This is a genomic window from Streptomyces spongiicola (genome assembly GCF_003122365.1).
In the GTDB taxonomy this organism is placed as follows: Bacteria; Actinomycetota; Actinomycetes; order Streptomycetales; family Streptomycetaceae; genus Streptomyces; species Streptomyces spongiicola.
The window spans coordinates 4,006,546-4,033,248 of the sequence record NZ_CP029254.1; the positions used below are offsets into that span (position 1 = coordinate 4,006,546).

21 protein-coding genes and 2 pseudogenes are annotated in these 26,703 nt (G+C 70.2%); 6 read left to right on the plus strand and 17 right to left on the minus strand.

What is annotated here, in order from left to right:
* The first annotated feature begins 186 nt into the window (after window positions 1-186).
* Window positions 187-729 (plus strand): hypothetical protein, encoded by a 543-nt coding sequence (locus DDQ41_RS17635; RefSeq protein WP_109294923.1) that lies wholly within the window; start codon window positions 187-189, stop codon window positions 727-729.
* A gap of 7 nt (window positions 730-736) precedes the next feature.
* Here DDQ41_RS17635 and DDQ41_RS17640 read toward each other — a convergent pair whose 3' ends face one another.
* From DDQ41_RS17640 to DDQ41_RS17730, 17 genes and pseudogenes are all read right to left on the minus strand, one after another.
* Entirely contained in the window at window positions 737-1,687 is a 951-nt protein-coding gene (locus DDQ41_RS17640; protein WP_109294922.1) for an IS5 family transposase, read from the minus strand.
* Between the two features lie 389 nt (window positions 1,688-2,076).
* The gene (locus DDQ41_RS31355) at window positions 2,077-2,382 is read right to left on the minus strand and encodes a hypothetical protein (RefSeq protein ID WP_162602702.1); all 306 of its coding nucleotides are present in this window, start codon (window positions 2,380-2,382) and stop codon (window positions 2,077-2,079) included.
* Window positions 2,303-3,928, minus strand: a complete 1,626-nt coding sequence (locus DDQ41_RS17650; protein WP_262508489.1) for an IS1182 family transposase — start codon at window positions 3,926-3,928, stop codon at window positions 2,303-2,305. Before DDQ41_RS17650 ends, DDQ41_RS31355 begins: the two co-directional genes overlap by 80 nt.
* 135 nt (window positions 3,929-4,063) lie before the next feature.
* Window positions 4,064-5,005 (minus strand): annotated as a pseudogene (locus tag DDQ41_RS17655) (IS110 family transposase); the annotation flags it as partial.
* 132 nt (window positions 5,006-5,137) lie between these two features.
* The gene (ltrA, locus tag DDQ41_RS17660) at window positions 5,138-6,628 is read right to left on the minus strand and encodes a group II intron reverse transcriptase/maturase (RefSeq protein ID WP_316682988.1); all 1,491 of its coding nucleotides are present in this window, start codon (window positions 6,626-6,628) and stop codon (window positions 5,138-5,140) included.
* Between the two features lie 195 nt (window positions 6,629-6,823).
* Entirely contained in the window at window positions 6,824-8,521 is a 1,698-nt protein-coding gene (locus DDQ41_RS17665; RefSeq protein ID WP_109297466.1) for an IS1634 family transposase, read from the minus strand.
* A gap of 592 nt (window positions 8,522-9,113) precedes the next feature.
* The gene (locus DDQ41_RS17670) at window positions 9,114-9,404 is read right to left on the minus strand and encodes a hypothetical protein (protein ID WP_109295355.1); all 291 of its coding nucleotides are present in this window, start codon (window positions 9,402-9,404) and stop codon (window positions 9,114-9,116) included.
* A gap of 424 nt (window positions 9,405-9,828) precedes the next feature.
* Window positions 9,829-11,034 carry a site-specific integrase gene (locus DDQ41_RS17675; protein ID WP_109295356.1) on the minus strand — a complete coding sequence of 402 codons (1,206 nt, stop codon included), beginning with the start codon at window positions 11,032-11,034 and terminating at the stop codon, window positions 9,829-9,831.
* 74 nt (window positions 11,035-11,108) lie between these two features.
* Window positions 11,109-11,318 carry a helix-turn-helix domain-containing protein gene (locus DDQ41_RS17680; protein WP_108906899.1) on the minus strand — a complete coding sequence of 70 codons (210 nt, stop codon included), beginning with the start codon at window positions 11,316-11,318 and terminating at the stop codon, window positions 11,109-11,111.
* 217 nt (window positions 11,319-11,535) lie between these two features.
* Window positions 11,536-12,681 carry a DUF3631 domain-containing protein gene (locus DDQ41_RS17685; RefSeq protein ID WP_109295357.1) on the minus strand — a complete coding sequence of 382 codons (1,146 nt, stop codon included), beginning with the start codon at window positions 12,679-12,681 and terminating at the stop codon, window positions 11,536-11,538.
* A 349-nt stretch (window positions 12,682-13,030) separates the two neighbouring features.
* The gene (locus DDQ41_RS17695) at window positions 13,031-13,921 is read right to left on the minus strand and encodes a bifunctional DNA primase/polymerase (RefSeq protein ID WP_109295358.1); all 891 of its coding nucleotides are present in this window, start codon (window positions 13,919-13,921) and stop codon (window positions 13,031-13,033) included.
* A 160-nt stretch (window positions 13,922-14,081) separates the two neighbouring features.
* A complete protein-coding gene (locus DDQ41_RS17700; protein WP_109295359.1) occupies window positions 14,082-14,543 on the minus strand; it encodes a hypothetical protein in 462 nt (153 codons plus the stop codon).
* A 15-nt stretch (window positions 14,544-14,558) separates the two neighbouring features.
* Window positions 14,559-14,753, minus strand: a complete 195-nt coding sequence (locus tag DDQ41_RS17705) for a hypothetical protein (RefSeq protein ID WP_018891930.1) — start codon at window positions 14,751-14,753, stop codon at window positions 14,559-14,561.
* A gap of 14 nt (window positions 14,754-14,767) precedes the next feature.
* Window positions 14,768-15,025: a hypothetical protein gene (locus DDQ41_RS17710; RefSeq protein ID WP_109295360.1), complete on the minus strand. Its 258-nt coding sequence runs from the start codon at window positions 15,023-15,025 to the stop codon at window positions 14,768-14,770.
* A gap of 327 nt (window positions 15,026-15,352) precedes the next feature.
* Complete coding sequence (locus DDQ41_RS17715) at window positions 15,353-15,547, minus strand: hypothetical protein (protein WP_109295361.1); 195 nt, start codon at window positions 15,545-15,547, stop codon at window positions 15,353-15,355.
* Between the two features lie 632 nt (window positions 15,548-16,179).
* Window positions 16,180-16,572, minus strand: a complete 393-nt coding sequence (locus DDQ41_RS17725; protein WP_109295363.1) for a type II toxin-antitoxin system VapC family toxin — start codon at window positions 16,570-16,572, stop codon at window positions 16,180-16,182.
* A complete protein-coding gene (locus DDQ41_RS17730) occupies window positions 16,569-16,847 on the minus strand; it encodes a hypothetical protein (protein WP_109295364.1) in 279 nt (92 codons plus the stop codon). The genes DDQ41_RS17725 and DDQ41_RS17730 overlap by 4 nt, the downstream gene beginning before the upstream one ends.
* Window positions 16,848-16,951: 104 nt before the next feature.
* On the opposite strand from DDQ41_RS17730, the pseudogene DDQ41_RS32540 reads away from it, so the two are divergent.
* From DDQ41_RS32540 to DDQ41_RS17755, 5 genes and pseudogenes are all read left to right on the plus strand, one after another.
* A pseudogene (locus DDQ41_RS32540) lies at window positions 16,952-17,164 on the plus strand (hypothetical protein); the annotation flags it as partial.
* Window positions 17,165-17,979: 815 nt separating this feature from the next.
* Complete coding sequence (locus DDQ41_RS17740) at window positions 17,980-19,551, plus strand: TIGR02677 family protein (RefSeq protein WP_262508490.1); 1,572 nt, start codon at window positions 17,980-17,982, stop codon at window positions 19,549-19,551.
* On the plus strand, window positions 19,548-21,056 hold the full coding sequence (locus DDQ41_RS17745; RefSeq protein WP_109295365.1) for a TIGR02678 family protein: 1,509 nt from the start codon (window positions 19,548-19,550) through the stop codon (window positions 21,054-21,056). Before DDQ41_RS17740 ends, DDQ41_RS17745 begins: the two co-directional genes overlap by 4 nt.
* Window positions 21,057-25,169 (plus strand): TIGR02680 family protein, encoded by a 4,113-nt coding sequence (locus DDQ41_RS17750; protein ID WP_109295366.1) that lies wholly within the window; start codon window positions 21,057-21,059, stop codon window positions 25,167-25,169.
* The gene (locus DDQ41_RS17755) at window positions 25,159-26,448 is read left to right on the plus strand and encodes a TIGR02679 family protein (protein WP_109295367.1); all 1,290 of its coding nucleotides are present in this window, start codon (window positions 25,159-25,161) and stop codon (window positions 26,446-26,448) included. The genes DDQ41_RS17750 and DDQ41_RS17755 overlap by 11 nt, the downstream gene beginning before the upstream one ends.
* Window positions 26,449-26,703 lie beyond the last annotated feature (255 nt).

Consider the following 26,703-nt stretch of genomic DNA (forward strand, 5'->3'; position numbering starts at 1 on the left):
GGGCTGCCCGGCCGGTCTGCTCAGCGCAAGAGATGTATAGCGGATGGTGCAACACCAGTCATGCATCCTCTGACTAGCTGTTTCTCAACCGATCAGGTGTCTGAGCTGCATGTTTGCGGTTTGTGATCTTCGTGGGCGGGTGTGCAGGGTGGTGGTGTCTTCGTTGCCGAGCCCGGAGGTTCTGCTGTGCCCACGCCCGCCGCTGTCATGACGCGCCGACTGCGCGCCTTCGAAGCCCGTGCCGTCGAGCTCCGGCAGCGGATCACCGCTCTGGAGGAGGAAGCGGCCCAGGTGGACAGGGAGATCGCCCGCTGGCGTATCGGCAGCGAGATCTGGGACGAGGTCGAACAGGAACTGCGCGGTGATGCCGGTGTGGCTGCTGTTTCCTGCAGCCCGTCCGACAACAGGGAGGCGCCGGCCGACGCGGAGGTAGGGAGCCCTGCCGGCGCAGGTGCCGGCGCTGGAACCGGAGCCGGAGGTGAGTCGCGGTATGTGCCGCAACGGCAGGAGGACTCCGATCCCAGCAGGCTGCCCGGCCTCTACTCGAAGATCGTCGAGTTCGTGAGGGAAGCGCAGGAACCGGTGCGGGCTCGGGAGGTGGCCCAGGCATTGTTCGGTGAGGGGGCCGGTCGCAGTCGGCAGGAGGGTGTGCGCTGTCAGCTCAAGCGGCTCGTCCAGCGGGACTGGCTGACCAGCGCCGACGGCCGGGAGTTCACCGCGGCAGGATGACGGGCGCTCACACCCGCCGGGCCCGTCCGGCGGCCGCCTCGTGGTCCGCGGCGGCCAGGCGGCGGGTCATGAGGGTGACCATGGCCCACTTCACGTAGCTCTCGTGGGCGGCGGCGGTGCGCTCGTAATCACGCACCAGGCGACGGCAGTTCACCAGCCAGGCGAACGTGCGCTCGACCACCCAACGTCTCGGGATCACCACGAAGCCGGCTCTGTCGTCGCCGCGGCGGGACACCTCGACCTTCATGCCGAGGGCGTGCAGGGCCCAATCCACCAGGGCGCCCGCATAGCCGCTGTCGGCCCACACCAGACGCACCCGCGTGAACAGGGAACGCACCCGTTCCAGGAGGGCCACACCCGCGTCGCGGTCCTGCAGGTCCGCGGCGGTGACCATCACCACCAGCAGCAGACCCAGACAGTCCACGGCGATGTGACGCTTGGAACCCGACACATTCTTCGCCCCGTCGTACCCGCGCCGCTCCCCGGTCAGGGTGGAGGCGCCGCGCAGGGACTGGGAATCGACGATCGCCGCACTCGGCTCGGGATCGTCCCGCCCTTCCACGATGCGTACCTGCTCCCGCAGCCTCTCGTGCAGCACGTCCAGGAGCTCGTCCGTGTGCCAGCGATGCTGGAATGCGTAGACGGCCGACCAGGGCGGGAAGTCGGGCGGCATCGCCCTCCACTTGATGCCGTTGTCGACGAAGTACCGCACCGCATCGATCATTTCGCGGTGGCAGAAACCCTCCGGGTTGCCCCCGCGGCCACACAGCCAGCCCGGCACAGGCATCACCCGCCGGACGATCTGCCATTCCTCGTCCGTCAGATCGGTCGCGTAGACGCGGGCCCGCAGCGGCCGGTCACCGGCATTGCCGTACAAGTGAGCGAGACAGTCACACTCCGCGGCGAACCGCAGGTCGGGCAACGGACGATCGGACAGGACGACGGTAGCGTTCTGCATGACGGGGCTTTGTTCCTCGCGTGGCTGGCTTAGACAACCGACACGCTATGAACAGGGCCCCGTTCCCATGCCCACTCCCGGACTCCGTCACCTGATCCAGGACACCGTACGGGACGTCATCGAACGCCCGACGGTTGAGAAACAGCTAGTGACTCCGCACCGCGTCGCGCAAATTCCCACTCGCAACACGGTGCACCAAAGCAGCCACCGTGCTGCCGCACCACCGCTTGGGAGAATTCTGGGAGAAGATCTTCTCTCAGATCCCCTGCGAGACCACCTCAGACCAATCCACGCCAACACCCTGACCGGAAAACTCGGGGGTTCGACGGGCATGGCGATGTGGCCCCTGGGGCTGTGCCGACGGGGTTGAGGGGCGGTGCGGTGGTGTGTCAGGCGCCTGCCGGGGTGAGGGTGACGTCGTGGCCGAGGGCGGTGAGCTGGCGGACGAGGTCGCGGGTCTTGCGGGCGGGATCGAGGTTCTTGGTGTGCCAGTCGGGGCCGAGGTCGCGGTAGCGGGCGGTGGGGTCGTTCAGGAGGTGCCAGACCGTGACCAGGATGGAGCGGGCGACGGCGACCAGTGCTTTGAGGTGGCCTCGGACTCTGTTGCTGAATTCGTCAGCCGGCGAGTTGGTGGCTGAGGCGTTCGAGTCGGCTGGTGCGAGGCTTGCGTAGTGGGTCGGTGGTCCACCAGGCATCGAGGCGGATGATGTTGAGGGCGGTGGCGGAGTAGATGTGCTGGAGGGTGACTTTCGGCAGGCCGCGGTAGCGGGCACGGCGGATGCCGGTGACGTCGAGGGCCTGGTTGATGGTGCCCTCGATGCCGGCGCGGAGGGCGTACTTGGTTCTCCAGGAGTCGGTGTCCTGTTCGGTTCTGGCCGCAGTGGTGCGTTCGTGGAGTTCACGGGGGCGCAGGGTGAGCATGCGGGCGCCGCGGACGGAGTTGGTGCACTTGGTCCAGGAGGGGCAGGGGCGGCAGTCGGTGCGGGCGAAGTCGATCACGATGGCGTCGCGGCCGTGCTGGGTGACCGGATACCAGCCGGCGCTGGTGGTGCCCTGGGGGCAGCGGACCTGACGGGCTTTCCAGTCGATACGGAAGGCGCTCTTGGCGAAGCCTTCGGCGGCCTTGGCCTGGGGCGAGTGGTCGGCCAGGAGCGGGGTGACCATGCTGATGCCCCGGCCCGCCGCTTCCACGACCAGATCGACGGAGGGATATCCGGAGTCGAGGTAGTGCTCGCCCGGGGCGACCTGCCGCCCGGCCAGATTCTGCTGGATGGGCGCGGTGGCCTTGACGTCGGGAACCGTCGCCAGGGTGGTGTGCACGTCGGTGATCAGCCGCAACACACTCGTACCAGCTTCGGCTTCGGCTTCGGCTTCGGCGGGAGTGTCGCAGGTCTCGGTGAGGTGGACCTTGTAGCCCATCCAGAAAAGGTCGTCGCCCTTGGCCGACCAGCGGGCATCGGGGTCGTAGGGGGAGGCCAGGCGGATATGGCCGGGCGGGACGCCCTCGTCGTCGGCGTCCCGCTTGGTGATCACCTCCCGTCCCCGGGCATCGGTACGGATGCTGTAGGTCTGCACCAAGACCTGCCGCAGCAGGGCCACCGCCTCGATCTCGCGGACCCACACCGGGGCGGTGTCGGACCAGGCCGCCCGGCACAAGGCCAGCGCGTCCTGGCCGAAGACCTGGGCAAGCCGGTCCCGGCCGGTCTTCGAGCCCGGCATCGTCCAGCCGTCGACACGCGGCCCATAGCGTTCGGCAAACTCGGCGACATCGACCACCCCGGCCAGCCAGGACGGCGCCGCCACCGCCAGGGCCTCCAGAGCGGCCCGCACACTCTCCCCGGCCAGCTCGGTGCGGTTCAGGTCACGGACCGCGCTGATCACGTGGGTGGAGTCGGTGCGCTGCTTGCCACCGGCCTTGATCAGCCCGGCCTCGCGGCAGTGCCCGACGAGCCTGTCGAAGAGCGTCCGTTCCAGGCCGTGCCCGACGAGCCGGGCACGGAACCTCGACAACGCGGAGAAGTCGAAGCCGGCATCGGACAGCTCCGTGCCCAGCGCGTACTTCCACGACAGGCGGTCCCGTGACGCGTCCGCGGCCTGCCGATCGGTGAGGTTCTCGGTGAACTGCAGCACCGTCACCAGGGCGAGCAGCGCCGGGGACTGGGCGGGAGCCCCACGGTCGGGAAACGCATCGGTGAACAACGAGTCGTCGAAGACCTCGGCAAGGTGGTCACGCAGGCGCATGGGCAGGCTGCCACCGGGGAAGGCGGCGCGAGCCGTCCTGACGGTCTGTTCAGGAACGGGCGGTAATCCCCCCGGTCGCATGGACACTGCACCGACCCCCTACGGCCGGAGCAGACAGAACGACCGCACCAACGATCATGCCGGGCCGTCCCGCACCCCTGCAGGCAATTCAGCAACAGAGTCGCCTCGGCGTTTGACGATGCGGCGGTAGCGGGCGCCGAGGAAGGTGTCGGTGCGGGCGGCGGAGATGGCGGCTTCGCCGAGTGCTCCGCGCAGCCAGGGGTTGCCTTTGCCGGCGGGTCCGGAGGTGTTCTTCGGGCCGGACTGGAAGGTGCGTGGGGATAGGCGGGCCCAGGAGGCCAGGTGGTCGGCGGTGGGGAACACGCTCATGTCGGTGCCGATCTCGGCGAGGATGACCTGGGCGGTGGCCGGTCCCACCCCGGGGATCTCGTCCAGGCGCTCGACGTCGGTCAGCGGCATCAGCATGCCCTGACCGGGCCGGTCGTCGTCCCTGTCACCGTCCCTGTCGTCGTGGGTCGTGGACAGCTCGGTGAGACGGGTGGTGATGCGGGCGGTGAGCTTGTCGATCTGCATGGTGAGGTAGTCGACGGTGTCCAGCAGCATCCGCAGCATGAACGCGTGGTGTTCCTCGAACCCGCCCGCCAGTGCCTCTTGAAGGGCCTGGGGGCTGGCTTTGATGGTGCCGTGTGCCAGGTCGGCCAGGGCCCTGGGGCTGCGTTCGCCCGCGATCAGCGCCTCGAGCATCGCGCGGCCGGAGACGCCGAAGATGTCGGAGATCACCGAGGACAGCTTGATCTGCGCGTCCTCCAGGAGCTTCTCCGCGCGCTGCTTGTGCCGGGTGCGCTCGTGGGTGAGGACCGCGCGGGAACGGGTCAGGTCCCGCAGCTCCCGCACCGGCTTCGGCGGCACGAACGAGGCTCTGAGCATGCCGCGTTCGGCGAGCTTGGCCAGCCACACCGCATCGAGCCTGTCGGTCTTCGGGCGGCCAGGCACGTTCTTCACGTCACGCGCGTTGACCAGCCAGCATTCAAGCCCCCGCGCCTCCAGGAGAAAGAAGTGAAGTCGGCCCGGGGCGCGGTTCCGGTCTTTCGACCGGCCCGTTTCCCCGAACCGCTTCCCGCACCCGCCGTGCGACTTTCACCGCAACGGGCGCTCCACAAGCCCCGTTCAGGAAACCGGGGTTACTCCTCATCCTGTGGTCGGCCACGGAGTTGGAATCACTGTTCCCCGATACCGGTAGCGCGTTGTGCTTACCTTCGCGGGATTGAACAGGATTCTGTCCTCTGTGCCCGGCCACCAGCCACCGCCGCAGAAACGGCGGCGCAGGTCCTTCACGGTGATCCGGCGGTGTTTCCTGAACAACCATTTCATGACCCGAGCCCACGCATAAGAGCTCAGGTATTTGAAGGTCACACTGGACACCCCGGGCCGGAAGCAGGCGCACCAACCCCGCAGGATCCAGTTGAGCTGGATCAGCAGGGCATCGAGCGGCTGGCCCGTGTCCATTCCTCGGCATACCGTTTTCACCTTGCCCGTTACGGCCCTGACGGCCTTGCGTGACGGATAGGTGTAGACGTAATGCCGGTCGGTGCCTCGCTTGCGGTGGCGCTGGATGTGCCACCCCAGGAAGTCGAGGCCATCGTCGATGTGGGTGATCAGAGTCTTCTCCGGCGACAGCCGAAGTCCCATCGTCGACAGGACAACGGCGGCCTGTTCCCGCAGCTCCTCGGCATCGGCCCGGGTCCCCGAGACCATCAGACACCAGTCGTCCGCGTAGCGGACGAGTCTGTAGTTCGGCAGCCCCAAAGCCTTGCGCCGAGCCCGTTGATAAGGCTTCGTAGCGGGCCCGCCCGGCGCCTGAGCGACGTACTCATCCAGGACCGAGAGAGCCACATTACTGAGCAACGGCGAAAGAATTGACCCTTGTGGAGTACCGGCGTTGTTCTCCCGCAGCACGCGATCCTCACCGAGGATGCCCGCCTTGAGGAACGCCTTCACCAAACCCAGAACGCGCTTGTCTGCAATGCGAGCACGCACCCGGTCCAGAAGAGCGGTATGCGAGATCTCATCGAAACAGGCTTTGATGTCGCCCTCTACGATCCACTCATAGGACTTGGACGTGAGGAAACGCACCTCTGCCACCGCGTCGTGAGCACGGCGGTTCGGACGGAACCCGTACGAACACGGGAGGAAATCCATCTCGAAAATCGGCTCCAACACCAGCTTCAAGGAAGCCTGCACCACCCGGTCAGCGATCGTATTGATACCCAGACGGCGCAGTTTCCCGCCCGTCTTGGGGATCATCCGCTCCCGCACCGGAAGTGGACGGAAACTGCGGTCCTTCAACGATCCCCGCAGCCTGCCGAGAAAGTTCTCGACACCCGTCGTCAACGCGATGGAACGGGCAGTGCGCCCGTCCACCCCGGCTGTCCTCGCTCCCTTGTTCCCCTTCACCCGGTCCCACGCGACCAACAAGAACGCGGGATCGGCAACGAGATTGAACAGATCATCGAACCTGCGATGAGGATCATCACCGGCCCAACGGTGCAGCTTCGTCTGGATCTCCAGTACCCGGCGCTCCGCCTTCACGAAGGCGTACTCCAGATCGTCGGTATTCACCAACGACACCTCTTGGCCTTCCAGTTCGACCGCTGCCGACTTGCTGGCCCCCTTCGCCATGCACGTGCCTCTCGCACGCTCGGACTACTACGGGGCCTCCGCCCCATCCCACGGCCGACAGTCGGCAACGGACCTGCCCACCCTGAGTTCCGCAGTTGGTAGGCATGCGGATGAGTCGAAAACAGGGATTGAGCTGCGGAAACGTCGGGATGGCGCCCGTGCGGGCGTGTGCCCACGTGGGCACGTTGTGGCTGGTCAGGCCGGGTCTGCGGCGGTGATCCGTGGCGGCGGTTTGATGCCGCAGGCGCGGTAGAGGGCGGCCTGCTGGCTGGTGAGCGGGGTGGTCTGGGTGATCTGTCCGGCGTCGCCGGTGAGGGTGACCTCGTGCACGCGGCCGAGTTCGGTGCTGATCCGGTTCCAGGTCTGTCCGGTGCGGCGTTCGGCGACGCGGATCAGCAGCAGTGCGAGCCAGCACAGCAGCACGTGGGCGCGGATGCGGTGTTCGAGACGGTGAAAGACCGGTCGTAGTTCCAGCACCGTTTTCAGATCACGAAATCCGCGCTCGGCTTCCAGGAGAGCCTTGTAGCCGACCGCGATCTCCTCGGCACTCAGGTGCGGATCGGAGCTGGTCAGCAGGTACTTGCCGTCGAGACGCTCCTCGGCCTTGACCTTGGCGCGGTCGATGGCCAGCCGTCCGTTCTTCGACGTTCTCAACCACCGCTTCAGGGTGGGGTGTTCGATCAGCGCGCACTCGGCGCGCACGTGGGCGGCCTCCGCCCGCTCCCGCGCCTTGGCTGTGGTCGCGCGCTTGGCGTCACGTTCACGCTGGGACCGGATCCGCTCCAGTTCGGCCTCGATCCGCTTGATGGCCTCCTCGCGATGGCGACGGTCGCGTTCCTCCTGGGCAGGGTTGTGGCAGATGACGAAGCGCCGGCCCGGGGCCTGGTCGAGCTTGACTTCCTTGACGCGCAGGTTGTCGCGGACGCTCTGGTAGCGGCCCTGCCGGGCGAGCGCGGCCTCGGCCAGGTCGCCTCCGTCACGCATGCGCATCCCGGCGATGTAGTGGCCGCCGGCGCGGGTGAGGTAGGCGAGATTGTCCGCGGAGGAGAAGCCGCGGTCGACCACGGTGATCACGCGGCCCAGCTTCCAGTCGCGCATGTCGTCCTTGACCTGCGGCAGGATCGCCTGGTCGCTGGTGCCGCCGGGCCAGCACCAACACCGGACCGGGACGCCCTCTTTGGTGACAGCCAGTCCGATGGTGATCTGCGGCAGGTCGTCGCGGTGGTCCTTGCTCTTGCCGTAGGCGCGGAACGGGGTCTCGCCCTCGTCGGGTTCGTCGCGTTCGAAGTAGGTATTGGTGGTGTCGAAGAACAGCAGGTCGACTTCGAGGTTGAGGAGGTTGGCGACCGCGAAGAACACCGCTTCCTGCACTTCAGCCTGGGCGTCGGCCTCCACCAGCAGGTCCATGGCCCGGTATGCCTGGTTCTCGTCCATGGCCTCCAGGCCGGGTATCACCGCGTCGCGGCCGGCCCACTCGGCCGCCGACAGCTTGGAGGCCGGGGCGATGGCACGGTTGGCGGCCAGTGCGAACAGCACGCGCTCGACGTCGGTGCGGAACCGGCGCGCGCCGAGGATCTTCTTCAGGGCGGCGTCGATCTCCAACTGCCGCCACAGGCCCTGCAGAAGCCAGACCGCCCCGAGCGGGCGCGAGCCGGTCACCTGCAGGCCGCCGCCGGCCGCCGGAGCGGCCGCGTCAGCGCCGTCCTCGCCCAGGTAGCGGTTGATCGAGGCGACCAGACGGCGCAGGCCGTCGGTGTCGAGCTGGTCCTCGCGGCCGAAATTGTGCACCACCTCGGCCTGCGTAGTGCCGCCCACCCGCCGGTTGTGCGCGAGCTGAACATAGCGAACCGTCGTGCCGTTCTTGTTCTTCCGCTGGGTGGTCCGCAAGTACATGCCCACAGCATCAACGATCACAGCAAGAAGATCAATACCTCATGGACTAGGCGTGTGCCCACGCGATTCACGCGACGCGCATGCACCGAAACACCGTGACCTGCGCAGACACTGATCGACAGACCCGTATGTGCCTACGAACTGCGGAACTCAGGCCCACCACCGGGCTGGATACCCGGTGGGAGGGCGACCGCGGATGGTTCCCACGTTCACCAGGAATCGATCGATGAGGGAGGTGCCCGCCTTTACCCCGACAGCATCGCCACGCCTACGCCGCAGGCATTCACCGTGGCCTCCCCACCGGACCGATACAACCGGCTTCGGAGTAGACCGCCCCGCCGAGGCAGGACAGCCACGCGCTGCACACCGGCCCGTATCCATCAGATTTGAGCCGGCACTGGACTTACGGAGCGTCAGACAGCGGTTCCTCACGTACACCTTCTCATCACTGCTTGCCGGACCCGGGCCGTCTGACAGTGCCGACCCGTCCCGTACGTTGTCGGAGGCTGCTCCCGCCCTCCCCGGCGTTCCCCGGCTCGGACTGCCTCCCAGCTTCACCGGCCAACTGCGACTGACCAGCGGCGGGGTCCTTTCACCCCCGCTCGACTCCAAGCGCCTCGTGGCGCACGAACGGCTTCCAGTACGTCGAGGTCGCTTCCATGACCACCCGGGTGACGCCCTGGCATATCAGGTGGTCCGCGAGATCCAGGATGGCGCCGCTGGTCGCGGCCACGTGCCACACACGCTGTACTCTCCGGCCGGGCTTGTCCTCGTGCGGCACCCGGGTGCACACCATCCCGGACGCCTTGGCGATATCGATCGCCGCGACCCGCTCCACCAGCTCCGGTCCCTGCTCGCTCTCCTCGGCATCCGTCTCCGCCACGGGCGCGTGCCCCTTCCCCCTCGTTCCGTTCGTGCCGTCTGTCCAAGGCGGCGCCCGCCCCAAGGGGCCACGGGGAAGACGAAATCTGACCGGCGTGCTCTACGGCAACAAGGCAAGGCCCCGCAGCGGCCCCTGCACCAGACTGACCTACGGGCTTGGTGTCCCAACGAGCAACCGGAGTCGGCGAGCGGGCGCCGCGATCATGTTTTCACGCCGGCAAGGCGTTCCCCGACAGGGACCAGAATGACTGACCTGCACAAACGTCAGCATCGGCAGGCACCGGCCCTGCATGTCCTTCGTTCGGGACGAAGAGGTCGTGGGTTCAAATCCCGCCACCCCGACACAGGTCAGAGGGCCAATCGCGTGATCGCGATTGGCCCTCTTTCATGCCCGGGGGGCCAAACAGGGGGCCAAACGAATGTGATCAGGCCACCGCGTCGCCCTCTTCGTCGTCCTCCGCGGCCTCCCCTTCCTGATCTTCGGCGAAGATGTCATCCATCGCTTCGGCGCCCTGCGTGATCACGGGCCGGAGCTGCTTGCGGTAGACCGCCTCTGTGGTCGCCTGGCTGCTGTGACCGACCAAGAGGGCGATCCGCTCCAAGGGGATGCCGTGGTCGGAGAGCAGGGACACGAAGCTGTGCCGGAGCTCCCGCGGGGTCCACTCAGGCTTCAGACCGGCTTTCTTCACGATCGCCTTGAAGTCGCGCCGGACGTTGGCCGCGTCAAGCGGCTCGCCGCTCCGAGTCGTGAAGACACGGCCGGTCGGGCTCCACTCCATCCCCCTCGATGCTCGCTCCTGCTTCTGCCATCGCATGTGCTCTTCGAGCACTTCGACCACCTGCTTCGGCAGAGCGATAGTCCGGCGGCTCTTCCGGGTCTTCGTCTCACCGTGCTTTCGCACCGAGCGCCAGACGGCGACGTGCGGCGGTATGCCGTCCGTCGTCTCCAGGTAGACGTGATCCCAGGTGAGGGGTCGTGCCTCTTCGGTGCGGACTCCGCTCAGGAGCGAGAGCACGAGGTAGGGATAAAGCCGTGACGGACGCGCGGCGGTGAGCACGGCCTTCGCCTGCTCCAGGTTCAGCGCCTTGCTCGGACGGCCGGGGCGCCCTTCCGGTGCGGTGACGAGTAGGGCGACGTTCCGCGCAGCCTTGTCCCTGCGCTGAGCGTGCGCGATGGAGCGGCGCAGGATGGCGAGCAGGTCACGCAGGCTTCGAGTCGCGAGGAATTCCGCCCTGTCGTCCAACCAGTCGTCCACGTCGTCCGCGCTGAGTTCCTTCAGCTTGGCCTTGCCGATGAACGGGATCAGGTGCTTGCTCGCCATCGAGCGGTTCTTGCCGATGGTGCCCTTCTCGTCGCGCCCCTTCAGCCCGCGCTCCAACCAGTCGTTCACCGCGTCGGCCACGGTGTAGTTGGCCGGCGCCTTGACGCCCGTCTGCACCTCCTTCTTCAAGTCCCGGATTTTCTGACGTACTTCGGTCTTCGTCTTGCCGTACACCTTCGGTCGACGGCGCTTGCCGTTCGGGGCGTACCCCAGCGAGACGGCGCCCACGTAGCTCTTCTTGGCGGGGTCCCAATAGATTGTGTCTGCACCGTGGCCAGCCCTTTGGGCGCGCTTCGGAGTCTCGGTCATGTTCTGTTGTGCCTCCATGGGACAGGGCCGCGCCCTGACGGGCGCGGCCCTGTGGAACTGAGCTGATGGGAGGTTCAGGCGGTGGCCTCTGCCTCGCGCTTAAGGAGTTCGACGTACTGCGCGATGTACTCCGGCGGCACGAGTCGGCGACGGCCGATGCGGACGGTCTGAAGTCGTCCGAGGCGTATCTCCTCGTAGACCATCGAGCGTCCGATCCTGAGAGCCTTGGCGGCCTCTTCGGGGCGGTAGAGGAGCTGTTCGGCAGGTTCAGCAACCGTGGTCATGCGGCGGTGCCTCCTCGGCAGGGTTCCGGGGGCGGTGGCCCCCTTCCTGTCAGGTCCGCTACTTCCGCTACCTCCGCTACCGCCCTGGTCAGGGGTGTGATCGAGGTAGCGGATAGGGGTGCGGGTAGCGGATGGAGCCGCTACCGGCCCCGGGATCGTGGCCGCGGGGCGGGTAGCGGATGGGGCGTTGCGGTAGCGGATGCGGAGCGGCTTGCCGCTACCCGGAAACCGCCTCTGAGCTGCCCGGTAGCGGAGGTAGCGGAAGTAGCGCACTTTCCGCGGGGGGTGGGCAGTAGCGCTGCCACGCGTCGTGCAGATCGCTCGCGTAGTAGCCCTTCATGACGCTCCCCCCGGCCTTGATGTTGCGGGCCGCGATGGGGGCGTTGTCCGCGGTCATGTACTCCCGCAGCATCCGCGACAGCCCGCGAGCATCGAGCGGCTTACCGCTCATGTCCGCCCACGGTGCCTCTTCGAGGCTGTGCAGCCTGTCGAGGATGGCGACGGTGGGCAGACGGTCGATGCCGTTGAACACGTAGTCGCGCAGGTCGGTCAACAGCCGGATACCGACGCTGCCCTTATCGCTGGTCTTGGCCGCGTTCACCAGCTCGATGCACGCGGCGCGGGCCCGCTCCGGCCACGCGCCGCCCGCCGCGTCCGCGATGGCGAGCAGCGGTTCCCACACGTCCGCGGGCCGGTCGCTGATGCCCTCCGGCAGTGCCGGGAACACCCCGTCGACCAGGTGGCGCACGGACTGCGCCCACGCCTTCTCGTGGATGCGCTGCCGGAACGGCTCCACCCGCTCGTTCGGCGCGCGGCGGCGCATGCGGACGATGACCGAGCGCGTGAGGATCGTGTCCGGCAGCGAGCCGAGTCCAGCGACCGCGACTCCGCAGAACGACGGGAACTCCTGTACCTGCTGGTTGGAGCCGTCACCCACGCAGCGCCACATGACGCCGGAGCGGCGGTGACCTGCGTTCAGGAAGCCACGGAGCTGTTCGTTCTCTCCGGCCTTGGGCCCGAATACGGTGTCGATCTCGTCAAACAGGATCGTGGGCCGTCCCTCCATCCCCGAGACCGCGCGGAAGAGCGCGGAGGCGGAGGCGTTGACCGCGACCATGGGTTGCGGGACGAGGGTTTCCACGATCTCCAGCGCGCGGGACTTGCCCGAACCCGGCTCCGGCGACAGGAACGCGAGCCGCGGTGTGGAGTCGAAGCAGTCGAGCAGGTGCGCGTGTGCGTCCCACAGCGTCACGGCGACGTACGCGGCTTCGAGAGGGAAGATGTTGAAGCGGCGGTGGAAGGCTTCCACCTCATCGAGCAGTGCGGAGCCGTCCATGGCGGGTGCCGGCGGGTTGGCGCTCATGCCGCCTGCCTCCCTTCCTGGTTGATGCGGAGCGGGCAAACGTCGCGGTGGGCGGTGTGGTCTTCGATCAGGGCGAGAACCTTCGTGTGACCAACGGCGCTGCGGTCCCTGCCGCATAGGCACTTCGAGGTGGCCGTAGGGACGGCGCCGCGCGGTGCGGAGATGCACAGCCACGCGATCGGGTTCCTGCCGTCTCCCTGGCGCGGGTCAGGACGAAGAGCAGAAGGGACGCCCTTACGGGCGGCGCCTTTCGGCTCGCCCACGGCCGGAGCGAGCGCGGCTTGTGCAGCGGCGCGCGGGCCGGTGGGAGTTGCGGGAAGGCTCTTCAGTTGGGGGCGGAGCCGGGTACTCATGCCGCCCTCCGCTGACCGTTGCGGGCAATCGACCAGTTCAGACCGCTACGAATGGTCGCCTCACACGATCGCGGCGACAGACCGGCCTGCTCCCCCGCCCACTGAAGAGCCTCCTCAACCTGCCCCCTGGGAAGGTCGCCCCACGCGATAAACCGCCCCAGGGCTCGCGCCGCCCGGAGCAAGGTGGCGGTGCGCTCGCCCTCGGGGGCCGCTCGAACGCTCGCGGTTTCCGCGTTCAAGCCCGCTGCGGCATAGCTGGACGCCCGCACGGACGCCGGTGTAGGCATTAATGCCCGCGAAGACTGACGGGTCGTCAGGCTGGTGTACACCCACTCCGGCAGGGGCGCGGGCGGCATGTCGTTGACGACCGCGTAGGCGCCCGTGGGGGTGAGGCTGCCGGGGGCAACGACGTAGCCACCCCACGCGCGGGTGTCGATGCGCTTGCCGAGCCGTCCGGCCGTGTTGCCGAGCCGGACGCCGGGCGGGACGGTGAAGTACAGGTGGACCCCGCCGCTCGCGGTCCGCACCGTGCGTGTGGTGGGGACGGCGTGCCCGGCGCGCTCGCAGAGCGCCGTGAAGGTCGTCACGCCGTTAGGCGTGTCCGTACTGCTCTTCCGCTTGGGCATGTCGAGGTCGACGACGACCAGCCCGGACGGGCCGGTCGCGATGCCGACGTTGAACGGCAGGTCGCCCCACGCGCGGCGGATGCGGTCCGGGTCGATGGTGGCGCGCTCTTCCCACTTGCGGTGACCGCCCGCGCAGTCCCCAATGCCGGGGCAGACGTCCTCACCGTGCAGGGCCGGACGCTTGTCGCCGGGACGCAGCGGGAGGACGGCCCATCCGCGTTCCGCGGCATCCAGGGCGGCGAACAGGAGGTGACGGTTCATGCCGTCACCCCCGTCGCGCTCGATGGGGTGGCCAGGGCCGGACGGCCCTCGCCGAAGTTCGCTCGTTGGGTCATGCTGGATATCTCCTGCTCTCTTGGAGGGACTGGAGAACCGGGGCGGGCGCAGGCTTGTGGTGAGACGGCGCCCGCCTCGGGCGTAGCTAGCCGTGGAAGTGACTGCGCTTGAAGACGGCCTTGCGGATGTTGACCGTGGTCCCGCCCTTGTGGCCGCTCGCGCTGAAGACCTGCACGGCGATGAAGCCGCCGAAGATGACGGCGGCGAGGATGACGAGCTGGGTGATGAGCGCGGTCAGCGCGGTGATGAACGCGGTCAGCAGGAACATCCCGCCGCACACCGCGGCGAACCCGACGCCCCCGAGAGCGATGTTCACCGCCGCGCGGGAGACGGGCGGCTTGTGCGTGACCGGCTCGGGCTGCACGGGGGTGATGGCGTAGCCGGTGACGACGCGGCCATCGGGCAGGACGACGCTCGCCACCGCCGGGATTTCGCCGGTCCGCACAGGCACGAGCGGCGCCGTGGGCGCGGGCGTGATCGGGGTGGGGTGGTGGAGGCCCCTGGCCGCCGTGTCGTACGCGGCCGGGAGGCGAGTGGATTCGTTCACGGTCGTGGCCTCCGGTCAGTTGCCGAGTCGGGTGATGGCGTCGGCGGACGCCTGCACGAGGTTGTGGATGGGCTCGTACGCGCCGGTCCCGGCGGCGAAGAACCCGAAGAGGAACAGCACGATGGCGGCGCCCCCTCCGGCGGACTTGGTCTTGACGGCGAGAGCGGACGCGGCGCCGAACAGGAGCACGGCGGAGATGTTGAGGATCATCGGGAGCCTTCCGGTCAGGGGGTGTGGGTACCGGCGCGGTAGATGCGGGCCCAGCGGTTGTAGAGCCAGCGGCCGACGCGTATGCGCTTGCCGGTGGCCTTGCAGCGGCGGCAGTCCTTGCCGCGCTTCATGCGGCCCTTGCGGTCGGTCTTCATGGCGAAGCCCCAGCCGTTGCACTTGCGGCAGTTGCCGAACGGGGAAGCAGCACACACGGCGACGTGACACAGCGTTACGCCAAGAATCAGGGTGATAGCGAGCAGGACAGGGGTCATGACGGGCCCTTCCAGGCGGGTTCCAGGGGTTTCCGCAGATGGGCCGCTATCCGCTAGCGGCCTGATCAGAGCGAGTTTGGGGCGCTAGCGGGGCCGCTAACGTTAGCGGGGGTTGCCGCTAGCGCTAGCGGCCCCGGAGCCTTAGCCCGCGTCCCGCTTCCCGTCACGCTCCGCAATCGCGGTGACGATGTGGGAGCGGTCGATGCCGCGCCGATTGACGACCTTGCCCGGGACCTGTCCCCGAGTGGTGGACACCTCTGAGCCCGGCCCCGGCAGGGGCCGGGTGGGAGGCATCTTTTATGGTGATGAAGGTCTACTCGCCCGAGTTCAAGGTGGACGCTGTCGCGCTGTACCTGCCGAGCCCTTGCGCAGGCGGGTGGCCACGATCACCGGCGCGCAGGTGCCCGTCTTGACCGTGACGATCTGGAAGTGCAGGCCGCGCTGTTTGGTGTAGCCGAAGGAGGCGCCCTGATTGGCCGGGCCGTAGACCTGCTTGACCTTGGAGTCGATGTCGACGAACACCACCTCGTCCCGGTGGGGAGCAGGCCGGTGTGCGCGGCGAGATTGCACGTGAACGCCCGTGCTGCGGACTCCGGTTGGCGTGCGTGCCCCCAGGTGAACGCGCGCAGGAACGTGCCCAGCGTGGACGGGGCACGCGCCCCGCCGAGCAGGCGCGGCAGGCCACCGTGGCGCAGCACGTCCAGGTCATCGATGCTGTCCGCCCCGGCCACCGTCCCGCCCACGATCGACATCGCCTTCGCGTCGGCTGCCGTCCCAGCCCCGTTCTTCGCACCGAGGAGCTTCACCTTCCGGGCGACCAGGGCGGGCAGGCCGCACCGCTCGGCCAGCCGGGTCGTGGGGAAGGGCCCGGCATGCGCGATCAGGTTGGGGTCGTCGAACACGGCGAACAGGGTCGCCAGGCTGTGGGAGACCCTCACGTCAGAGGTGCCTTGCCGATCGTGCGTGGTGGAAGCGTAGGAACTCCCATCATCGCAGGTCAGCGGGCACCTCTTCCTATTTCTCCAACCACAGGCCGATCATCACGCGGTGGATCGAGGTTCAGCGCACCGACAAGGGGCGCCCGGATGGCCGGATCGAGCTATGCCGATTAGCAGGGAGTCGCAAGCCATGGTTGGGCCCGGCATCGCAATGTGTCAGATCTTGATTACACGGATGCCAGGGCCGCACAGCATCAGGAGGTCCTCGGGGTCCGAGGCCAGGACGGTCACGGGGGAGGGGGAGGCCATCGCGGTGGAGGCGACGATCGCGTCAAGTGCGTATTCGTGGCCGTGCAGGCCGGCTGCGGCGAGGAGTTTGCTGGCGTGGCGGGCGATGGCTTCGGTGGGCGGGATGATGTTGACGCGCGAGACGGCGTAGTCGAAGCGGGCCTGGTTCGTCCTGGGGTCGCGGGCTTCGACGAGGGTGACGGAGCTGGTGATGACGCGGATGTCCTCGGCTTCGGCCGCGACCAGCCATTCGGTGAGTTCCGGTGTGCGGCGTACGAGTTTGGACAGGCCCTCACAGCCGAGGACGAGGGTGCCGCTCACGCGGCGTCCGCCGAGTTGGCTGCGTCACCGCGCAGGATGGCCCGCTTGGCCTCGACCGCAGCCTGGTCGACAGATCCATGTTCGGCTTCAGCGTCCTCGATGAGTTCGCGCAGCCGGTCGCGCTCCAGCTGTCGCTGGATGAGGGCTTCGACGTAGGCGGACATGCCCCGCTTACCGGTACGCGCCTTGAGGGCCGCGATGGTGCCTTCGTGGAGGGAGACGGAGACCGGGCGGACGGGCCCTTCTCCAGGAGCGGGATCGGGGGTAGTGACCATGGGGCCACATTAACAAAATTCTTGTTATTGGGTGGGGTGATTCTGCGACGGTGGGGCTTGGCTGGAGGCAGGTGGCGGATTGACTCGCGGGGTACAGATCTTCTGTGATCACCAAGCGCGACGATGCGAGCCGTGGGCTGACGCGCGAGGAACTGCTCGCGCTGCCCGCGGCCGTGGACTTGGAGACGGCGAATCGTGCACTGTCTTTCAGCCGTACCAAGGGGTACGACCTGGCCAGGCGTGGCCGGTATCCGTGCACGGTCCTGCGTCTCGGCAACGCCTACCGGTTTGTCACCGCTGACCGGCTCAAGCTGCTCCACATTGACGTACCGGAGCCGGCTGGCGTCGACGAGACGGCGGCTGTCGCGCGAGGCGGAAGCAGGTGCCTTTCGTCGAGCTGTTGTTGCCGCTGTGCTCGTCTGCGTGAGGCGTGTGGGCGGGGAGACCACGGGTGAGGGTGATCGGTCTCGTGAGTGGGACCTCGACAAGCCGTGCGACCATGGTGTCGCCGCCGAGCTTGTAGGCCGGTTCATCGCCCTACCGAAAGGGGCGGGGAGCGCAAGGGGAGCGCGGACGCCTGTGGACGGTGTAACACGGTGTACGAGCAGCGGGACCGTGATCAGTGTTCTGATCTGCGAAAACTGGATCTGATGCGATCACGGGGCACGACTCGTCACGATTCCTATCGGGCTCGCCATGCGTGGGTCTCGGGTTCGAATCCCGAAGGCGGCTCCACTCAGGACCAGGTTGGATGCCCTCTGACCTGGTCTTTTGTATTGGATTGCTGATGGTCGGCCAGTTCTCGTGGTGTCTGGACGTCCAGGGGAGCGCGAGGGGAGCGCGACGGTCGCCACACCCGTTCCACGCTCAGCCCAGGGGGCCCGGGGCTGCGCGGTGGCCTGCCTGCGTCCGGCAGGGCCGAGCCGCCCGAGCGGGGCCGGAGGAGGCCGCCCGGGATATCGGGGCCGCTGTCCGGGGCTGAGGCGGGAGCTGCGAGGGCGCGGAGTCTACCCGCGCCGGCGGAGACGGGAGGGGGGTTTCCCCTGCACGGTGTTCAGGCGGCAGACTGGGGGTCAGGTCCGGCAGTGTCCCGCCGGTCCGCTCCCGCCGTAAGAGGAAGCCGCCGACGCCCGTGAGTGACCATTCCCTGGCCCGGTCGCAGGCCGCGCCGGCCGTCGCCGTCCCCGCGGATCCCGAGGAAGAGGGAGCTTTCGGGATCGACGCCTTCACCCTCGACGACCGGCTGCGGCTCTTCCACTTCGCCGCCGCCGACAAACGCCACGACTACCTGTGGGTGCTGCGCGCCTTCGAGAGAGGTCGGGCCAACTACCAGGTGCTGCTGCACGCGTCGGAAGTGTCCGGGCTCCTTCGCCAGATGGCCGGGGAGTACGCCGGTGCGGCGGCCGTGGGCGACGTACAGCCGCTGCTCGACGCACTCGCCGAGTGGCGTGTGCTCGACCGCAGTTACGACGGGACGCGGGCCGCGAACCTGGCGGAGTACCGCAACCGGCACTACGTGTATCAGTTCACCCAGGCCGGTTACCGCGCGTACCGGGCGGTGGAGGACGTGCTCGGCGCCACCCTGGAGGACGCGCAGCTGTCGCGTCTGGTCTTCCCGGACATCCTCGCCGACCTGACCGCGCTGGCCGAGGCGAACGCCGCGGGCGACGCCGAGGAGGTCTACCGCAAGCTGGGCCGCCTGGACTCCGTGCTGAACGAGATGGCGCAGCGTGCCGCCCGCTTCTATCTGATGCTCGGCGACCTGGCGCGCACCAACGACACCCGGCCCGAGGTGTTTCTCGCGCACAAGGACGCGCTGCTCGCGCACATGCGGGAGTTCACCGCCGAGCTCGGGCGTTACGCCCCGTTGCTCGCCGAGGCGGTGGAGAAGGCCGCCGCGAGCGGTGTGGACCGGATGGTCGAGTACGCCGCGGAGGCCGACGAGCGGCTCTTCCGGACCCCGGCAGCCCGTCTGGACGACTGGCGGCAGCGGTGGGGCGGCATCGTGCACTGGTTCGGGGAGCGTGAGCACAGCGAGGCCGAGCGGCTGCAGGACGCCACGGTCACCGCGATCCGTTCCGTCCTTGCGCTGCTGCGCCGGGTGACCGAAGCGCGTCGCGGCGGGGTCAGCCGGGAGAGCCAGCTGCGCCACCTGGCCCAGTGGTTCACCTCGTGCGTCAGCGACGACGACGCGCATGCCTTGTTCCAGGCGGTGTTCGGGCTCGGCGCACCCCGGCACATCGCCGTCCCCTATCCGGACCCCGAGCTGATTCCCGGCCGTACCTCGTGGTGGGAGGCCGAGCCGGTGGAACTGGCCCGGACCCTGGTGCAGTCGGGCCGCACCCCTGCCCTCAGGGGCCCGGGCCGCATCGAGCGCAACGACGCGGAGCGGGCCCGGCTGCGGGCCGAGCAGGTCAGGGAGCAGTCCGAGCGCCGGGGCGCGGCCGCCGCCCTGGCCCGCGACGGCGCCTACAGCAGGGTCCTGGACGAGGCCGAGACCCGCGCCCTGCTCTCCCTGATGGACGTGGCGCTGGCCGCACGGGTGCCGGTCACCCGGGGCGTGCCGGGCCCCACCGCCTCCGGATCCGCGCACGGCGTGCGTCTCGCTCTCGTTCCGACGGGGCCCGGTGAGGCGTTCACCACGGTACGGACCGTGCGCGGGGACCTGCATCTGGACGGGCTGCGCCTGGAGGTCACCCGATGAGCACCCGCGTGGCCGAGAACGTGTCGGCCCTGGAGCTGGCCGACTACCAGAAGGCCGTACGGCTGGTCCTGCGGCATCCGCTGATCACGCCGGTGTACCCGGACAGCGGCGCGCTGACGACGGTGCGGCGCTGGGCCGAGCAGCTGCGTACCGACCTGATGGACGTACTCGGATACCGGCTGGTCACCACCGCCGACACTGCCCGCCTCCAGCGCGCCCAGGACCGGCTCGATGCCACCCGGCCCGCGCTCAGCCGTGCGGGCCGCCCCTTCGACCGCCGCCGCTACGCCTACCTCGCCCTCACCCTGGCCGCCCTGGGCAGGCACGGAGCCCAGGTCGCGCTCGGTGAACTCGCCGATGCCGTCGCCGCCGACGCGGCCCGCATCGACGGGCTGGGCCTGGACACCGCCCGCAAGCACGACCGGGACGCCTTCGTCGACGCCGTCGGCTGGCTCACCGAACGCGGTGCGCTGCGGCTGGCCGACGGCTCGGCCGCCTCCTGGGCCTCCGATCCGGAGCGGGCCGAGGCCCTCTACGACGTCGACCGTGAGGTGCTCACCGCCGTCCATCAGCCCACCCGCGTCCTGCAGCACGTCACCTCGGTGACCGGACTCCTGGATTCGGCGGGCGCCCGGAGCCTGTCCGAGGGGCGCCGGGCCCAGCGGCTCACCGCCGCCCGGCGGGCCAGGCGCCTGGTCCTGGAGAACCCGGTCGCCTACTACGCCGACGCCGACCCCGAGCTGACCGGACAGCTGCGCGCCCCCGCGCTCGCCGAGGACCTCACCCGCCTCACCGGTCTGAGCGTCGAGCGGCGCGCGGAGGGCATCGCCCTGGTGGACACCTCGGGGCGCCTGTCCGACCTGCGGTTCCCCGGCGGTGGCACCGTCGCCCAGGCCGCCCTGCTGCTCGGTGCGCGGATCAGCGAAGCGGCGGCGCGCACCGGGCGGCACGCACCCGAGCTGCTGCCCGCGCCGACCGCCGCCGAACGCCTCGCGGACCGGGCCGGCCGTATCGACCTGGCCCTCCCGGCACACGGTGTGTTCGGGGAGATCGCGACAGACGCGGACGTGCAGGCGGCTCACGGCGGACCGGACGAAGACGCGGCGGATCGCGGGCCGGACGCGGAGAACGGCTCCGCCCCGGAGGCCCGCCACCCGTTCGTCACCGCCTCCTGGCTGCGCGCCCGGACGAGGGAGATCACCGAGAGGTACGGGACCGGGTTCGCCGCAGACCTGCGCGGCGACCCCGACCGGCTCCTAGACCGGGCGCTGGACCTGCTGGCCGCCATGGCGCTCGTCGTACGGGTGGAGGGCGGCGTCCTCGCCCTGCCGCTCCTGGCCCGCTATCGCGGGGTGACGGCCGAGGTCAGGACCCGTACCCGGGTACGTACCACCGCCCCGGAGGCGGATGACGCGCCCGCCCGGGCAGCCGGGGCCGCTTCCTCGGACGCCCTGTTCCCCGCGCCCCGCGCGCGCACCGCCGACGATGTGAAGGACCCCGCCTAAGTGAGCACGACCGCCACCGACCCCAAGACCCGGTTCGTGCCCACCCGCGCCGGGATCGTCAACCTGTGGGACTACCGGGACGAGGAGTTCTCCTTCGCCGGAGGCTGGCTGGTGCTGCGCGGCCCCAACGGCTCGGGCAAGACCAAGGCCCTGGAGGTGCTGTTCCCGTTCGTCCTGGACGGCCGCATCGACCCCAAGCGGCTCAACCCGTTCGCCGCCGAGGACCGCACCATGAAGTCCAACCTGCTCTTCCGCGGGCAGGAGGGCGCGCTCGGCTACGTATGGATCGAGTTCACCCACCGCACCACCGGGCAGGCGGTCACCTGTGGCATCGGCCTGCACGCCCAGAAGCACCGGGACACCCCCGCCCGCTGGCACTTCGTCGCCGACGGCCGTGTGGGAGAGGACTTCTCGCTGCTCACCGATGACGACCGGCCGCTGACGAAGAAGCAACTGGCCGCCGAACTCGCCCCGCTCGGAGCCGAGCCGATCGCCTCGGCCACCGACTACCGGGCCGCCGTCGACCAGCGGCTCTTCGGCCTCGGCCGGGAGCGCTACGAACAGCTGCTCACCCTCATCCTCACGCTGCGCCGCCCTCAGCTGGCCAAGAACCTCGACCCGGCGAAACTCTCCGACACCCTCACCGAGGGCCTTCGCCCGCTGGACGAGGACCTGATCGGTGAGGCCGCCCGCTCCTTCGACGACATGGAGTCCGTGCAGCGCACCCTGGAGGGCCTGGTCGCCGCCGACGAGGCCACCCGGTCCTTCCTCGCCGCCTACTCGACCTACCTGCGGGTCAACGCCCGCGTCGCCGCCGGCAGGCTCAGCGCGCGACGGGAGGAGAGCGAGCAGCGCGAGCGCGCCCACGCCGCGGCGGAAGCGGAGCTCGACCGGGCCCGCGACCGGCGGGAGACGGCCGGAGCAGGGGCCGACGAGACCGAAGCGGCGCTCGCCGCGCTGCGTGCCCGCCTGGAGCAGCTGCGCTCCTCCGCCGCCTATCAGGCCGTCGAGCAACTCGCCGATCTGGAACGCCTGGTGCGCACCTGTGAGCAGGCCGCCCGGCAGGCAGGCGACGAACACCGGCGCCGTACCGCCGCGACCGGCCGGGCCCGCGCCGAGGCCGGGCACGCCGCCGGTCTCGCCGCCGAACTCGCCACCGCCGTCAGCGCCTCGGCCGCCGCCCTCGCCGACCACGCCCACCGCGCCGGCATCCACTGGAGCGCCGCCGACGCGGACCCCGCGACCCTCGACGAACGTGCCTCGGCCCGTGCCGCCGCCCGCCACGAAGGAGTACGGGCGGTACGGGCCGCGGCGGCGCACCTGCGGGACGCCGAGCGGACCCGTCAGGCGGCCCGCGCCGCACAGGAACGTGCCCGGGAAGCGGTCCGCGGCGCCGAGCACGAGGAGCGGACGGCGCACGCCGCTCTCACCGCCGCGCACCGGCGTGTGCGGGAGGAACTTGAGGGGTGGACCGCCAAGTACGGCGAACTGCTGCCCGCGGACACCGCCGGCCGCCTGGCCGCGGCCCTCGACGCGGCCGCCGAGGCGGACAGCACCGGGGCTTCGGCCCCCGGGCTCACCGACCTGTTCGCCGAGGCCACCACCCCCGCCGTCCAGGACCTGCGCGACCGGCTGGCCGCCCTGCGCACCGAGAGGGACGCGCTGCTCTCCCGCCGGGCCGAGACCGAGGCCGAGCGGACACGGATCGCCGCCGAACACGACGACGCCCCGCCCGCCGCCCGCGGCCGAACCGCACCGCGCGAGGAGTCCGAGGAGACATCGGCCGTGCCCCTGTGGCGCCTGGTCGACTTCGCCGACCACCTCGACGACGCGGGGCGCGCGGGCGTCGAAGCGGCCCTGGAGGCGTCCGGCATCCTCGACGCGCTCGTCACCGCCGAGGACCAGCCCGTGACCGCCACCGCCGGCGACGGATACCTGCGCGCCACCGCCCCAGTCGACGGGCCCAGCCTCGCTGACCTGCTGCGTCCCGAGACCGGTACCGCCATTCCGTCCGCGAGGATCACCGCCGTACTCAGGTCGGTCGCCGTCGCCGACGCGGTGGGCGATTCCCACGCAGCCACCGCCGTCTGCCCGGACGGCCGCTATGCTGCCGGGATCCTCGTCGGCGCCCACACCAAACGGCACGCGGAGTACGTCGGCGCCACCGCCCGCGAGCGCCGCCGCGCCGCCCGCATCGCCGCCTGCGACGCTCTCCTGGCCGAACTCGGCGCCCAGCTCGACGAGACGGCGCGAGCCGAGGCCGGCTGCGCGCAGGCCCTCGAGGAGTACGACACCGCCCGCGCCGCCCTTCCCCGTACCGCCGTCCTCACCCCGCACCTGCGCGCCCTGGACCGGGCGGTCGCCGCCCTGCGCGCCACCCGCGAGGCGGAAGACGCCGCCCAGTCGGTCTACGACGAGGCGCAGGCGGCCTGCGCGGTCGCCGAACGCGCCCTGCGCCGGGCGGAGTCGGAGCACGGAGTCACCGCCGTCGGTGCGGACGGCACCGAGTCCGCGACCCGTTCCTTCGAGCAGACGGCGGCCGAACTGGCCACCCGGAGGCGCGAGCACGCCCGGCAGAACGAGACGGCCGCCTCGGCCGCGGGCCGACTCACCGCGACCGCCGAGGACGAGGAGAGGGCCGCCGAAGCCGAACAGGCGGCCCGCCGCCGCCATGCCGAGGAGGACGCCGGACTCCAGGCCCTGCGCGAGGCCGTCGGCGCCGAGGCCCGGCAGGTCATGGCCCGTGTCGAGGAGACCGAGAACAGCCTGGAGGCAACCGCGCGCGAGGCGGAGGCGGCCCGCAGGGCCAGGGACGAGGCGATCGGGCACCTGGCCGCCGCCGACGCCCGGCGCACCGCCGCCGCCGACGCCCTGCGGGTCGCCGTCGCCGAGGAGCAGGACACCGCCCGCGGCCTCGCCCCGTACGCGGCCCGCGAACTCCTCGACATCCTGCGCTGCCCGCCGGGTCTTGCCTGGCCCGCCCAGGAGGCCGACTGGACCGGCGGGGGACTGCCTGCCGCAGCTGTGGCCGTCCACGAGGCGATCCTGACCGCCACCCGTGACCTGACCCCCACCGAGTCCAGCGTCAAGCAGTCGGTCACCCGCCTCACCACGGCGCTGGAGGACCTGCATGCCCAGCTCGCCGCCGCCGGACAGGACTACCAGCCCGCCTGGGACAGCTCCAGCGGTGTCATCGTGGTGTCCGTCGCCGACGAACAGGGGCCGCTGCCGATCGCCTCGTTCGCCGAGAAGATCGCCGCACACCGCCGGGACCAGGCCGAACTCCTCTCCGACTCCGAACAGCGGATCCTTGAGGACGCCCTGCTCACCCGTCTCGCCCAGCAGATCCACGACCGCACCGTGGACGCCCGCGACCTCATCCGCCGTATGAACACCGACATGCGTGAACGCCGCATGTCCTCGGGTACCACCGTCGGGGTGAGCTGGCTGCTCGCCGACACCCTCGACGACGAGCAGCGCGCCGTGTGCGCCCTCCTTGACGCCGACGCCGCCCGCCTCGGCCCGGACAAGCTCGCCCGCATGCGCACGCACTTCGCCGCGCAGATCAAGACGGCTCGCGCCCGGCAGCGCGAGACCCCCTACCGGCAGCTGCTCGCCGAGGTCCTCGACTACCGGCGCTGGCGGCAGTTCGCCTTCCAGCTGGTACGCCCCGGCACTGACGAGGAGCGTCTCACCCGCGCCCGGCACAGCCGGCTGTCCGGCGGCGAGCAGTCCGTCTCCCTGCACCTGCCGCTGTTCGCCGCCGCCCACGCCATGCTCAACTCCGCCCACCCCGACGCCCCACGTCTGCTCGCCCTCGACGAGGCGTTCGCAGGCGTCGACGACACGGGGCGCGGCGAGCTGATGTCGCTGGCCGCCCAGTTCGACCTCGACCTGTTCATGACCGGATACGACCTGTGGGCCGTGCACGCCGCGGTCGGCGCCGCCGCCCACTACGACCTCGCGCACTCCGCCGTGGACCACACCGTCTCCGCGCTGCTGCTCCTCTGGGACGGCGAGCGCCTGCACGCCGACGACACCGGCACCCTGAGCGCCGCACTCGGCTCACCGGGCACCCGCTCCGCACGCCGGGAGGCCAGGCTTGTCGGCTGAGCCGAGCGGTGCGACGCCCTCGCCGCCGTACGCCGAACTCACCGGGGAGGGCTGGCGTCGCCTGATCGCCGCCGCCCGGCGCCGGCTGGAGCGCACCGGCGGAGCCCTCGACGGCGACATCGGTCTCACTGCCCCCACCGAAGCCGAACGCCGTACCGTCATCGGCGTCACCGGCCGCTACCGTTCCGAGACCGTCAGACGACTCACCGTTCCCCTGGCCGACCTCGACGCCTACCTGTACGACCGCTACGGCACCGGCCTCCTCCAGACCCTGGGCGCGCTGCACGGCCCGCTGCGCGACCGGCCGGCCGAGCGCGCCGACGAGGCGGCCGCCCGCGCCCGGGCTCTCGAGGCGGCCCACGCCTCGCCCCTGGCCGGCCGGGGCTGGTACCCGGCCTGGTTGGAGAGGGTCTCCGCCGACGGCACCCTCACCCGCCTCCTGCGGCGTGGCGACGGCGCCCTGCTGGCGGCGGCCGTCCGTGTTCTGGAGGCTCTGGAACTGCCCGGGACGCGCGGCGACGGCGGCCGGGGCCCGCTCCCCCTGCCCGTCCTCGCGGAGTGGACCACGGGGGACACCAAGGCCCTGGTCCCGGGCGGCCCGCTCGAACAGCTCGTGCTGCGCGCCCTCGCCCAGCGCGCCGCGGTCGATGGCGGGCCGTCGGTGCGGGTTCCCCAGGACCGGGCTGGGCGCCGCGCCCTGTGGGAGAGCGCCGGAGCCGTCGCCGACGACCTCGCCAGCCAGGTCCTCGTTCTGAACGTCGGCGCCTCGGGCGACGACGTGGTCTGCGACTGGCTGCGCGACGCCACCGGCTTCGGTATCCCCTTCCGTCTCACCCTCCACCAGCTGACCAGCGCCGACATCGTGCCCGCCGCCCGCGAGATCCACATCTGTGAGAACCCGGCCGTCCTGCGCGCGGCCGCCGCCGAACTCGCCGACCGCGCCGCGGCTCTGGTCTGTACCGAAGGCGTTCCCTCGGCCGCGTGCCACAGGCTCCTCGCCGCCGCGGCCCGCGTCGGCGCCCGCCTGCACTGGCGCGCGGACTTCGACTGGACCGGCCTGCGGATCACCGCCGCCGCCCTGGAGCGGCACGGCGCCCGTCCCTGGCGGATGACCGCGGCCGACTACCGCAACGCCCTGGAACGGGGCGAGTCCACGGAGCTGGCCGGATCACCCGCCGCCAGCCCCTGGGACCCCTCCCTCGCTTCCGCGCTGAGCGAGTCGGGTCAGGCGGTCATGGAGGAACGACTGCTGCCCGAACTCCTGTCCGACCTCGGCTGACGCGCTTGCCGCGGGGCGAGGTGTGGACGTCGACGACGCGGATGCGGTCGCCGGGGTGGCACCAGGTGTTGCCGGAACCGCGCAGGGGTGCTCCGCGGCGCGCATACCGGCAGCTATCCGCTCTCGGGCCGTTACGGGAGGCGGCCAGGGGGCCGAGGTCGTCTCGCCGTCCGGCGGCCGTGCTGCCCAGGGTTTCGCACATCGAGCCGGCGCCGGTGGCCAGGCCGTAGGCGCGTATCCAACGGTCGCGGTGAT